Origin of the sequence: Escherichia sp. MOD1-EC5495 (assembly GCF_002965965.1) — a bacterium.
Lineage (GTDB): Bacteria > Pseudomonadota > Gammaproteobacteria > Enterobacterales > Enterobacteriaceae > Escherichia > Escherichia ruysiae.
Window position 1 is genome coordinate 13,024 of record NZ_PTRI01000026.1, and the last position, 13,315, is coordinate 26,338.

The following is a 13,315-nucleotide window of genomic DNA, read 5'->3' on the forward strand; positions in this document are numbered from 1 at the left end:
CTTCCGGTGTCGTCTGGCGATTCGAGAGCTATGCTTATAGCGAAAACCATACTTATGAGGGAGGGAAGGTCATGGATCAGGAACTACTGGACGTTGGTTATCGCTGCTATACCGGCGAAAAGGTCGATGTCTATTTCAACACCGCAATATGTCAGCATTCCGGTAATTGTGTGCGCGGTAATAGCAAACTGTTTAATCTTAAACGTAAACCGTGGATCATGCCGGATGAAGTAGACGTCGCTACCGTCGTGAATGTTATTGATACATGTCCCAGCGGTGCACTGAAATACCGTCATAAATAAGTGAGGGGAAAATGGAAATACGTGAGGGTCATAATAAATTTTACATCAATGATGCGCAGGGAAATCAAATAGCTGAAATTGTCTTTGTGCCGACCGGAGAGAATTTAGCGATTATTGAACATACCGATGTTGATGAAAGCCTGAAAGGACAGGGGATTGGTAAACAACTGGTAGCGAAAGTCGTGGAAAAAATGCGCCAGGAAAAACGGAAAATTATCCCACTGTGCCCGTTTGCGAAACACGAATTTGATAAAACGCGTGAGTATGATGATATTCGCAGTTGATGGGGCGAAGGCAGGAAGGACGTATTCCCAAAAGCAAAAACCCGCCTTGTAGGCAATGCCGTTCACTTAAGAGGAGCGGCACTGCGTTTCACCGGATAACGGGTTTTTGATATCTTAACCTGTATTAGTCACGACTTGATCTGACACATGGCCTTGAAAGGTTGAGAGTTACCGGTTTTGACATGGGTGTCGAATCCGTATACAAAACACGAGGTAACTCTCATGCTTCATACTAACAATCCCGTCATCAAACACAAAGCCGGTTTGCTCAATCTGGCTGAAGAACTCAGTAATGTGTCTAAGGCCTGTAAAATCATGGGTGTCTCACGTGATATGTAGTGGTCAAGTAATATTGGCCACGGTTTTACAGTAAAAATGGTATCTGTTCTCTGACTCTTCCGGCGTCAGCCCACCGTTATAATGGTGAGGTCTGACGCTGTTGTAGTAGTTCAATATGTAATCATTAATTTGCTGCCGGGCCTCGTCCTTGCCTGCGTAACCATTCGCTGGCACCCATTCTGTTTTCAGACTGCGGAAGAAGCGTTCCATGGGGCTGTTATCCCAGCAGTTTCCCCGCCGACTGACGCTTTGATTTATTCTGCAACGCCAGAGAAGTTGTTGATATTTAAGGCCTGTATACTGGCTTCCCTGGTCGCTATGGAACATGGCATCCCGGGGTTGGCCACGCGTCTCATAGGCCATCCGCAGGGCACTGCTTATCAGTGCGGTATCGGCATGCGCTGACAGACTCCAGCCGATAACCCTGCGGGCAAAAAGATCCATAACAACCGCCAGATAGCACCAGCGATTTCCTGCCCAGAGATACGTAATATCTCCACACCATACCCGGTCTGGCTCCGGTACTGCGAACTGACGCTTGAGCAGATTCGGCAGGCCGGTATGCTCCTGACGGGCATTTTTATACTGATGTTTTCCGGGCTGACAACTGCTCAGGTTCAGATATTTCATCAGACGCCCGGCACGGTAACGGCTCATCGGGACGCCGTTTTGAGTCAGCATTTCAGCCAGAGTGCGCGCGCCCGCAGAGCCCCGACTTTGGTTCCACGCCCGGCGTATTTCGCTGCACAACCTGACTCGCGCCGGATTAACCGTATCGCGTCGTTTTCGCCAGTACCGGTAACTGCTGCGGTGTATTTCCAGAGCAGAACACAGGCTGACAACCGTGTGGCTGTCACTCAGTCTGGCGGCTATCGTGAACCGTTCAGCGGGTCGGACATTAAGAGCGCGGTAGCTTTTTTAATATCGTATTTTGTTCCTCCAGACGGCGAACTTGCTTTTCCAGCTCGCGGATACGTTGCTGGTCTGGAGTAATGGGTGTGGCAGAGGGCGTAATCCCCTGGCGCTCTCGCCTGAGCTGGCGTACCCAGCTTTCAAGCGTGGTTGAACGGACATTCATCGCTTCACTGGCCTGTCGATATGAGTAGCCCTTATCAACAATCAGCTGTGCACATTCCAGCCTGAACTCAGGGGTGAAGGTTCGTTTGGTTTTCTTGTTCATTAAGTCACCTGTTTTGTGTTGTGGTGAGAATATTACCTTTAATCAGGTGGCCAAATTTAGTGTGCCACTACAGCTCAGCCTTACGGCTTCTCAGTACCAGGGCATTGTTCAGCAGGCTGCTTTTCAGGTTTCTGAACCCGACTTCGACTTCCCATCGTGAATGGTAAAGTTCCGCCACCTCTTTTGCTTTGTAGCGGTCTGCCGGGAGTGATGTCAGCACCGTTTTCTCCACTCCGTTTACCTCATAAGTCACCGCCCTGGCGTACCAGAACTCTGGCAGTGAAGGATTCTTTTTCCTTGCTTGTGGTGACACCTTCAGTTTCAGAAGTCTGTCACCGGGACCGTAACTTTCTTCTGTTTCTGCCGCGATATTCTTCCACGCAGGCAGTAGCCAGTGGCGGTTACAACCCTGCTGGTTCAGCGTCAGCAGCAGGTCTGCGCTGTAAAAGAGCCTGTCAAACAGCGTAATGGAGTTATCCGGGATGGTGGTGAGCATGGAATGGGCCAGCACGGTTTCGCTCCGCCGGTAAGGCGCGGTCACAGCATTCAGCAGAATGTAACTTCCCGGATTCATTAACGCCACCAGACGCATAACCGGGTAGGCGCTCTGCCGCTCAGTGGATGTGTTGGCAGAGCCATAATATTCACGCAACTCAGGTTCATCCGGTGTCCTGAACTGCGTGCCATCAATGGCAAAAAGCTGCAGGCCGTGCCAGTCATCCTTCAGGCAACGTTCCGCGCCCCATGTCTGTGCGGTCTGGCGGAAGAGCCATTCCACCGGGGCGGCACCCAGGCGCTGACGCGCCAGGATGACAGCACTGCGGGCCTGCAGGTTCACCCCTGCTTCGCCATCTACGCTCAGGTTCAGAGGGCGAACCGCATCGGTAATGGGCTCATTGCGGAAGAAGGCCATGGCCACCACTATCCAGATAACCATGTCCCCCGGTAAACGACGGCGGCGAATGGTCACATGAGCAGAAAGCGTCAGGCAGTGCTGTATTCACTCGACGGGAAGGTGCTCTGCAAAAAGTTGTGCAGAGGGAAGTGGCATAAGCGGATGGTCACTGAAATCGAGCAGATCATTGAGAAGTGACATAATAAAACGGCTCCCTGTTGTGGAAGCCGTTATAGTGCCGCAGTTTAAGGATCGGTCAACTGATCCTTAACTGATCGGCATTGCCCTCAAACGGGGCTATTCATTATTCAAGAAAATTTAAATACATTGAGCAGTAAACTCATTGAATTTAATCTTTGTATCCTTAAGTTTGTAATTCACTTTGCACTGTTGTGAGGGCTCATCACCCCATTTAACCACGAGAGTGTCTTCCTTAGGTAAGCCTGACATGTACACCTGCCCATTATCAGCGACGATACTGCTATTGATGCTGTTTTCTGAATCCAAAGTAACCAGACTACCAAAGGGAACGGGGGTACCGTTTTTCTGTGTTAAAGTAATCAGAGCCTTATTACCTATATTTACTTTAAACGGCGCGGATACTAACGCTCCGCGACTAGGTATTACCGTAACATCTGTATTTAATAACTCGACATCATCCTTCACGCTATTCACGTCCAGTGATATTTGGTTACGATTGTAAGGGCTAAGATAAGGAACGATGGCATAACCGCGCCAGTCAGTATAAATTCCCGCACCATTTAACACTTTTACACTTTCGGCATCGCGCGCCTGAATCAGCGCACTGGCACTATTTAAACTAAGCGGTTGCGAAAGGGTAATTCCGTGTGGATGTATGGTTATGCCACCGTTGAGACCATAAGTCCATTGACTGGTGTCTTTTTGGTAGGCGTAGCTGCCGGAAATGTAGCCGTATGGGCCACGATAATTAAGATTGATATTGCCTGCTTTTCCATGATTATGGTTTTGCCAACCTTGAGCAATTGCATAATTGAATTCCCCGTTGCGGGTAGCGCCATTGAGGCCAATCTGTTGCTGTACTTGGCCATTGTTTGTAATCGTGTTAGCCGTTAAGAACATATTATTACCGCTCAAAAAGTTACTTAACGGAACGGAGATAGAGAAGAAAAGTGATTTATCTACATCGCGGTAGGTCGGATTTTTATTATATCCAAGCGATACCATTGCTGAGATATAGCGGAATGGTAGAGAATAAGACGCAGAGATATTATAACCATCCGCCATATCCCAGTACTGATCCTTGCTGGCTGAAAGATTGATTTGTCCCCAGTTCTGAAGATCCTGATTAATCGTTGTTGAAACACGGGAATGTTGGTGATAGCTGTTTACGCTTCTGTCATTTGCATATCCTGATTGAAGCTGTTGTAGTTCATCAAAATTGTAATAGCCACGCGTTGCATAACGATACCCGGTGATATTTAATGTAGTATTAGTCTCACCAAAACCGCGTGAATACATAAATCGATAAGATTCTCCCTGCTGAGTACCTAATGCGCTATAGTTCCGAGTAAACTTTGATCTTGCGTGCGTCACATCAACAGAAAAGGCGCCCCATACATCTGAATATTTACCCACTCCAAAAAGCGCTGCCGTATAATCATCCGCATAAATCCCTCCGCCATAGAGAGTGTATTCATCAGGTAAACCTATTGCTACAGAGGACTGAGCAAACTGTGGATTGGTGCTATCCTCAGAGTTGGTGAAATCTGAATAATATTTACCAAATGCTAGGTTATAACGAAATCGCCCCTCTCGCTGGAGGATTGGTAGCACGGCTGTCGCTTGGGTGTAACGGCGAACGCTGCCATCTGCTTCACGAATTTCAATTTCCAGATCGCCTGTGAAAATTTGATTGAAATCTCGTAATTCGAAAGGGCCTGGAGGAACACTTTTTTGGTAAATTAAAATGCCGTTTTGTTTTACTGATATCTGTGCTTGTGAATAGGCAATACCTCTTACAACGGGACTGTATTGGCTGAGTTCTGCAGCAATCATACCATCATCAGAGGAGAATTGTGCGCCTTCAAAAGGAAAGCTGTTAAAAATCGCACCATCCGTTGATGTCTGCCCAATTGTAAATTGCCCGCCTTGTAAGAAAGCATAACCATGCTGTAAATAAACACTGACTGGCTGCCAGTGGCTATTTTTATCAGAAGAGTTGGTTGACCAGTTTCCTCTTTGGCGCAGGCGCCACCCACCCAGATTTAATGAGTTATCTAGTGATAAAAATTGGCTACGACTGTTATAGTCATTATTATTTTGTTTTAGGCCATTGAAGTTATAATTAACCATCAAAGCGGGTAAGCCATCATCCCATAGATACGGCGGTGTGCTCAGCCAGTCCTGAGGCTTAAGATAACTTTGAGGGATAGTTAAAAATAACCGATGATTATTAATATCAAAATTTTCACCTGCACCCGCAATTAACTTATTTATACACGCCTCTTTCCCGGGACGAGGTGCTTCTATTTTTCCAATATCAATCCCCCAACGATCAAGTTGCTGGAATGTTAATGCTGCACAAAGTGTAGCATTATGAGGCAAAAAATTAATGCTAACTGCGCTATCAATTAATTTGTTATTAAGAATAACATCAACGGTATATTTTCCAGGCACGGCACCACTTGCATTAGCAAAGTAGCTCAGATCGATGTTTTTAGCATTTCCCCCATCGGATAGTTTTAGAAAATCTGCATTAAATGTAAAACCAGTATTACTGGTATATATGGAATTAACTGAAGCCCAACTAAACGCCGGAAACAGAACTGCGACCCTTATCAAAAGTAGAGGGTGTTTAATTATACCTTTCAAAGAGCCTCCAGACTAGCTAAAACATGACCTCAAAAATTAATTACTGTGACTGAGGATTTTCCACCATAGTCGTTTATCGTAGTAAAGCTAAACGAAATAGCATTCCTTTCTGGAATATTCAATGTTGAATAAGGAGCTACCATAAAATCTTCAATAGAAGTTACTTTTTTACCATTTATTTTTACGTCATCCATCGTAATGTAGTAGGGGGTTGGATTTTTTATTTGCACATTATTTTGGTTTTTTGAAATCTTCAGCGATTTGAACGCTGCATCAACTATATTCTGCTTATTAAGATTATGTGGTCGATAAAATAATTTTATTCTATTGTTTATTGCAAGTTGCAATTTTGTTGAATCCTGGGAAGTGGTGCTATTATCTTTTTGTATGGCTGGTATTGCCAAAACATTGATTATAAAAACAGATTCTTTATCCATTGGCAATGATTGAGAAATTTTATCAATCCTCAATTGTATGCTTTCGCCAGGTGAAACTCTATAAAGTGGAGGTGTTAAAATAAAACTTTTATTTTTTTCATCGCTATTATATTCCGATATCCACGAACGCAATAGCCAAGTTTTGTTATTAAAGTTATTAACTTTTATGGATGTACTTTTCTGCTGAGAATCTAATATAACTCTGGTCAGATCTAAATTTATCCCTTCAATGTTCTGAGCTATGGAGGGAAATGGCAAAAAAACAATGTATATAAAATAACCAACGATATGTTTTTTCATTAAATAACCCAAGTTAGAGGTTAAAGCATGACTGTTTAAAGTCATGCTTTATTGTAATTAAAATTAAGCGTAAGTTGCGGTCACAACGAAATTAGAGCTATAATTGCCTTGTGATATACTAATGCCATTATTGCTAGTCATTTTAACTGCTTCAACACGAACCGGCACAGTAAACACATCACTATCAACAGCAATTGCTGTACTTGGGCTGTTATCTAGTTTAAGGTTTGTAAAGGTTGAGCCTTGATCTGTTGAGATACCAAAAGTCAACCCAAACCAAGACTGAGCCTTATTATTAAGGTTCGGATAAACGATATTCTTACTACCGGTAATCGTACCATCATTAGCTGCTACTTTAATATTAACTGATTGACCATTACATCCATTAAATTGGATATTACCTGCCTGTTGCTGGAGGATTGCACTTCCGTTTCCAACGTTCTGAAACAATGAAGTCGTAATGGTTGGCATGGTTACACTTGTAGGAAAAACAACTGAACAAGTTGAAGCACCCGTTGTGCCAGTTACTGCTACTGTACCCGTACCAATTGTATCGCCCGAGGCTGCCATTGCTGTACCGGCAGCCATAGTCGATAATAAACTCATCAAAAAAAATGTTTTTTTCATCTTCATAATATGAATCTCATCTGATGATCTAATTGTTTGGATTAAGTAATGCTGCTGCGCTGTCTTAGCGGATGGGATTTCCTTTTGAAGACAGGCTGCATTGCCTTATTAGGTTATTTGAATGTTTTTTGCTAATCAACGTATACATTTAAAATTATTTGGTGTGGATAGCTGTCATATTTGAATGATTAATCATTGTAAATGACTGGAATTGATAAAATGCAATGTTTTTTTGTTTTTTTTGTTTTTTTTATTTGTATTTTTACTTCTTTTTATTTATCTTTTTTTGTTGTTTTTTTTGTGCTTCTTATTTTGTTTGTATGTGATAATAAAATTGAAACTATTCTTTTCTTCTTGCTATGCCTATTTGTGTTTCATACTTTAATTAGTACATATTTCAAATATAGCTGGAGAATTGCATGAACAAGATATATACGGTTAAATTTAATTCTTGCGGGGAGCTTGTTGTTGTATCAGAACTTTGTAGTGGGGTAAAAAAAAATCATCGAATCTGTCGTTGGCGTAAAGAAAAGGTAATATGTTCCCTACTGATATCTGGACTTATGGCGGTTTCTTTTCCTGCTAGAATTTACGCCTCAGACGTAGGCAACATCCTTCCTTATCAAACTTACCGTGACTTTGCGCAAAACCGTGGTGTTTTTCAGGCTGGCGCTACCGGTATCACGTTATACGATAAAAACGGTCACCCAGCGAGCGTCTTGGATAAAGCGCCAATGGCTGATTTTAGCTCCGTAGATAAAACAGGTGTCGCCACCTTAGTCAGCCCGCAATATGTGGTAAGTGTTAAGCATAATGGCGGCTATCAGTCAGTCCGATACGGCAACTACACGTATACGATCGTCGACAGAAATAATCACTGGGGACTGGACTTCCATGCGCCAAGACTGAACAAGATTGTGACGGAGGTTAACCCGTCAGAAATGACTCATGCTGGTACCGTGAATAACATCTATAACGATAAAACGCGTTTTCCTGCTTTCTATCGTGTAGGATCTGGGACGCAGTACATCAAAACGCCATCTGGGCAACTTCAGCATATCTGGGGAGCTTATAGCTATCTTACTGGCGGTACCGTGGGTTCGCTTCATTCTTATCAAAATGGTCAGATGATCTCGACCTCCTCTGGACAAATTTATAACTCTGCAAACGGACCGATGGCGACGTATGGTGAAGCTGGCGACAGCGGTTCCCCCTTGTTTGGCTTTGATACAACCATTAATAAATGGACTTTGGTTGGCGTATTAACTGCGGGTAATGGTGCGGGTGGTAACGGAAATAACTGGGCCGTCATCCCCGTCGACTATGTTAAAAGCGTTCTCGATCAGGATTCCGATCCTGCGGTCAATAATACATCTTCTGAGCAAATTCTCTGGAATTTTGATAGTCAAACCGGTACCGGGAATCTCACCCAGGGAAGCCAGCGCTGGGATATGCATGGCAGCGTAAATGGCTCAAATCTCAATAACGGTAAAAATCTGACCTTCCTCGGTTCTGATGGACAGATCACGCTGAACAACGCTGTGGATCAGGGGGCAGGGACACTGACTTTTGATGCGAATTACACTGTTAGCGCCAGTGCCGATGAAACCTGGAAAGGCGGCGGGATCATTGTTAATGGCGATCGTACCGTCGACTGGCAGGTGAACGGCGTTCAGGGTGATAATCTGCACAAGCTCGGAACCGGGACACTGAAGGTGAACGGCTCGGGTATTAACCCCGGAGGGCTGAATGTTGGTGAAGGGACGGTGATTCTGGCGCAGCGACCGGACAGCGATGGGAACGTCCAGGCATTTAATATTGTTGATATTGTTAGCGGACGCCCAACAGTTGTACTGCATGATGATAAGCAGGTTAACCCTGATAATATCTTGTGGGATTACCGCGGTGGTAAGCTCGATATCAATGGTAACAGTCTCACTTTCCATAAGCTCAACGGCGCAGATGAAGGCGCTGTGCTGACGAACAGTGGATCGCAAGCTACGGTGAATCTGGATTTCAATAAAGCAGATACCACCGCGGCAGTTGCCAATATCTGGCACGGCCACTTTACCGGCAATGTTGATGTCAAAAATACTGTTACGCCCGGAACGCAGAATGACTTTGTCATGGACGGCGGGATGAACACGCAAGGGAGCTTCACCCAAGAAAATGGCCGGTTGTTTATTCAGGGGCATCCAGTTATTCATGCTGTCAGTACTCAGGCCGTGGCAGATAAACTTAAGACGCTTGGCGACAATTCTGTACTGACTCAGCCCGTGTCTTTTACTCAGGATGACTGGGAAACACGACATTTCAGTATGCAGCAGCTTAACCTGAATAATGCAGCGTTTGACCTGGCGAGAAACGCCAGTCTCAGCACGAACATCAATGCGAACCACTCCACCGTAACGTTGGGTAGTGAAGATCTCTACATCGATATTAATGACGGGAATGGTGTACAAACTACGCCCTCACTGGGTCAGTCAAAAGCGACAACTGAGACTGACCAGAGCCGGTTCAACGGACGGGTAACGTTGAAAAATGGTTCCACGCTTACTATTAATGAACATTTTTCTGGCGGTATAGAGAGCACTGACAGTACGACGACCGTGACCTCTGGCGATGCCACCCTCAATGTGTTCAGTCGTTTCACCCGCTCAGCACTCGCGCTGGCGGATGGCGCGAATCTGACGGCGACATCGGGGCTGATCTCTGACGGAGAAGTGACAGCCGGTGCGGGGTCAACACTTTCAATGTTACCTGGAAAGTACACCGCCGGGCGCTGGAGCTTTATCGGGCAGGGCTCAACGCTGAATGCCGGCGCGGGTAGCGTAATGGCAGGTAATATTCAGGCAAATGATGCTGCTAGTTTGAATTTTGGTGTAACGAATAAAGCCGATCAGAATCTGTTCACAGCTTATAGTGGCAACCTGAGTGCGCCACTGGCACGTGTGATGATGACGAATACCCTCTGGCGGGCAGAGGGTCAGTCTGCTGTGAAATCCCTCGAGCTGAAGGGGGCGCAAGTGAGCTTCAGCAATGCCGGCGCAGCCGGTGCGCTGAATGTGGATACTCTGACTGCCAATAACAGCATGTTCATCATCAATACCAACGGTAAAACAGCGGATACGGTAACGGTTAACCAGTCGCTGAATGGGAAAAATAACTCGCTGGTTGTTGTCCCGACGCTTTCTGCTGCCAGCGAAGCAACTTCAACTCTCCCACTGGTTAACGCGCCGAAAGCTACGGAAAGCGATGTGTTTATGCTAAAGCCAATCACACAACGTACGGGTTTCCATACCTATACACCGCAACTGAGTATGGTGGAAACGGCGAACAGCAAGCAATGGCGGTTGGAAGGATTTGACGTTCAGCAGGATAAAGCGGCGCTTCAGGCAGGTAAATCCGTAATGGACGTTGGATATAAAAGCTTCCTGACGGAAATGAACAATCTGAACTACCGTATGGGTGATCTGCGTAATACTCATGGAGATACTGGCACATGGGCGCGCATCTATAGTGGTACGGGGTCCGCAGATGCGGGTTATTCCAACAGCTGGACGCACCTGCAGATAGGGGCTGACAGAAAACAGTCATTTAACGGTGGCGATCTGTTTACCGGTGTGACAGCAACATTCACTAACAGTAATAGTCATGGCACAGGCTGGTCCGGTCAGACGAAATCAGCCGGTATTGGTCTCTATGCGTCCACGATGTTTGATTCCGGGCTGTATATAGATGTGATCGGTAAGTATGTTCGCCACGACAACCACTACTCGGCAACGGAAGTATCGATGTCGGAGCAGGATTACAGTTCGCACTCCTGGTATCTGGGGACGGAAACGGGCTGGCGCTTCTTGCTTCCGGGAGAGGCATTTATCGAGCCGCAGACGGAACTGGTCTATGGCGCGGTGTCAGGAAACCGTTTTGCCTGGCAGTCTGAAGGTTATGACATCAGTATGCAGCGTAAACAGGAGAACCCATTGATTGGTCGTACTGGCGTTGAAATCGGTAAAACCTTTACAGGTGGAGACTATAAGCTGACTGCGCTAGCGGGCGTTCATTATCAGTATGACCTGTTTAATCCTGAGAAAACGGTCGTTCGTGATCTTGCCGGGGAAACATCTATCAGAAACGGTAAAGATAGCCGTGTAAATTTTAATTTAGGTGTCAATGCTGAAATTAAAGAAAACACCAGGATTAGTCTCAATGTAGAGCGTTCAGCTTTCGGTCATTACGATATTGATAAGGCAATTAATGCCAATGTCCGTTATTCATTCTGATTTTGATTTTTAAGAACATAAAAGTCTGAGCGGATAGTTCAGACTTTTTAATAAATTAATTGTAAGTGAGAATTAAATGTATTTACAACCATTTTGGGTTAACATAATTTTATCGCATAGCGTTATTTTTTAGGATGGTTTTTGACGTTTCTATACATTATAGTCACTTTTAGTTAAGGCGCCTAATATATTTTATGAATAAGGGTTCTTATGCCTGTTGCTTTTTTGTTGGCAAGTAAAAATACATTTTTTAATTATGGGTTATCATTGCTCTCTGACGATAATTCAGATATTAAATGTTTCGAGTACAGAGATGTTGATTCAGCCCAAGAGATGCGTAATAAATATCGTAAAGTCTACCTGATTTGCGACAGGGATGATTACTTCTCTTATTGCTTTCTTATGGAGAAACACCCAGTCATATGTTTATACCTTGAGCAAATATCCTGGAGACAGAAGAAACTATGTGTTTTTGAGAGTCGTAGTCCCTCGCCTGTTTCGGTGTTTAACAACTTTACGGAGGATGAGAGGAAAATAGTCTATTTGTATTTTTTTAAGAGGAAGAAAATTAGAGAGATAGCGACGATAACACAGCTCAAAGAGTACAGTATTTATTATAAAATACGTTCGATAAAACTAAAACTGGGTGCGGAGTCCACCAGAAAGCTTCCAGTCTTACTTAAAAATTCTTTTCTTTTGCCAAATGTGTGATTGCTGCATTTACGTATTGTTTTCTTTTTGAAATATTAAAATTGTTAATAATCACGACAAGGTCAGTTTGTAATGCTTTGTATTTTAAAGAGATGTATAGTTAAAAAATGAATAATTAAAATTATAAGATATTTCGATAAATAAAAAATTCCGAGTTTACATGGCTGATAACCCGTGAAATTATATGCATATAAAGCATGGGGGTGACTGTATGAATAGTCAAAGTGCTTTAAGTAACCTTACTTTCCCGGTTAAGGAAAGTTATGCGCATAACAATGTGTTAGTGCTGAAGAAAATTCGCTTTTACAACTGTGCTATTATTTATTTGCACGATGCACAACTGCTTGTAAAAACGAAAGATGGGCAATCCTTTAATGTACCCCCTGAATCACTTTGTTATGTCGAAAAAAACACAGTGATTGATGTTGCATTAAAAGTATTAGGCCAAGGTGTACCCTACGAGATCTATCACATTGACAGTGATGTGCTCAGTTGTATCTGTAAGGTGATGGAGCCGCTTTTGTTGGAACCGCAAAATGTCAGCCAGATGCGACGTAAAATATTCACCTGTTCTGTTGATGAAACAGATATTAAAATATTCAAACGATTAATTGGGAGTGACGTTCCTCAACACAGACAAGTTTATAAGATTACTTATCTTCTTTCTAAAATCAGGGACATTGAATCGTTAGTTTATTCTCTGTCGGTATCAACGGATACTACCTTTACTGAGCGATTAAAGACAATCATTGAAGCCGATCTCACAAAATCGTGGAAGCTGGTGGATCTTGCAGGCATTTTGCATATGTCGGCGGTGTCGATTCGTAAGAAGCTTGAGAAAGAGAGTAATAATTTTAATTCGCTGGTGTTGGATATCCGCATGCATCAGGCGGCTAAACTCATCACGACTACCGAAAAGCATATAAACAGTATTGCCAATGAAGTGGGTTATACCAGTACGTCTTATTTTATTCGTAACTTTAAAGAGTTCTTTGGCATTACGCCGAAACAATTTTCTTTGAAAGTCAAAAAACAGTCATGATGAGTTATATAGATAATATATCCTAAATCATGCTTCGATACCTTTAAGGTACTTCGCAGGAA

8 protein-coding genes and 2 pseudogenes are annotated in these 13,315 nt (G+C 44.0%); 5 read left to right on the forward strand and 5 right to left on the reverse strand.

The annotated features are described in order from the left end of the window. Positions 1–71 precede the first annotated feature (71 nt). From yjdI to BEG40_RS18425, 3 genes and pseudogenes are all read left to right on the forward strand, one after another. Positions 72–302, forward strand: a complete 231-nt coding sequence (gene yjdI, locus BEG40_RS18415) for a 4Fe-4S mono-cluster protein YjdI (RefSeq protein WP_000371865.1) — start codon at positions 72–74, stop codon at positions 300–302. 11 nt (positions 303–313) lie between these two features. Beyond that, the gene (locus BEG40_RS18420) at positions 314–586 is read left to right on the forward strand and encodes a GNAT family N-acetyltransferase (protein ID WP_000405640.1); all 273 of its coding nucleotides are present in this window, start codon (positions 314–316) and stop codon (positions 584–586) included. Positions 587–808: 222 nt separating this feature from the next. Beyond that, a pseudogene (locus BEG40_RS18425) lies at positions 809–919 on the forward strand (helix-turn-helix domain-containing protein); the annotation flags it as partial. A 9-nt stretch (positions 920–928) separates the two neighbouring features. On the opposite strand, the gene BEG40_RS18430 reads toward BEG40_RS18425, so the two are convergent. The 5 genes and pseudogenes from BEG40_RS18430 to BEG40_RS18455 all read right to left on the reverse strand — a co-directional run bounded on the left by BEG40_RS18430 (position 929) and on the right by BEG40_RS18455 (position 7,223). Then, positions 929–2,105, reverse strand: a protein-coding gene (locus tag BEG40_RS18430) for an IS3 family transposase (protein WP_105285900.1) whose coding sequence is annotated in 2 segments (ribosomal slippage) — positions 929–1,838 and positions 1,837–2,105 — 1,179 coding nt in all. Because the reading frame shifts where the segments join, the coding sequence is not laid out codon by codon here. A gap of 70 nt (positions 2,106–2,175) precedes the next feature. Beyond that, a pseudogene (locus BEG40_RS18440) lies at positions 2,176–3,201 on the reverse strand (IS4 family transposase); the annotation flags it as partial. A 117-nt stretch (positions 3,202–3,318) separates the two neighbouring features. Next, positions 3,319–5,853, reverse strand: a complete 2,535-nt coding sequence (locus tag BEG40_RS18445; protein ID WP_105285902.1) for a fimbria/pilus outer membrane usher protein — start codon at positions 5,851–5,853, stop codon at positions 3,319–3,321. A gap of 29 nt (positions 5,854–5,882) precedes the next feature. Continuing rightward, positions 5,883–6,590: a fimbrial biogenesis chaperone gene (locus BEG40_RS18450; RefSeq protein ID WP_105285903.1), complete on the reverse strand. Its 708-nt coding sequence runs from the start codon at positions 6,588–6,590 to the stop codon at positions 5,883–5,885. Positions 6,591–6,653: 63 nt separating this feature from the next. After that, positions 6,654–7,223 (reverse strand): hypothetical protein, encoded by a 570-nt coding sequence (locus BEG40_RS18455; protein ID WP_286135154.1) that lies wholly within the window; start codon positions 7,221–7,223, stop codon positions 6,654–6,656. Positions 7,224–7,636: 413 nt separating this feature from the next. Here BEG40_RS18455 and BEG40_RS18460 point away from each other — a divergent pair, with 413 nt between their 5' ends. Together BEG40_RS18460 and BEG40_RS18470 are read left to right on the forward strand one after the other, a co-directional pair. Continuing rightward, complete coding sequence (locus BEG40_RS18460) at positions 7,637–11,500, forward strand: S6 family peptidase (RefSeq protein WP_123058476.1); 3,864 nt, start codon at positions 7,637–7,639, stop codon at positions 11,498–11,500. 922 nt (positions 11,501–12,422) lie between these two features. Beyond that, complete coding sequence (locus tag BEG40_RS18470) at positions 12,423–13,253, forward strand: AraC family transcriptional regulator (RefSeq protein WP_105285906.1); 831 nt, start codon at positions 12,423–12,425, stop codon at positions 13,251–13,253. Positions 13,254–13,315 lie beyond the last annotated feature (62 nt).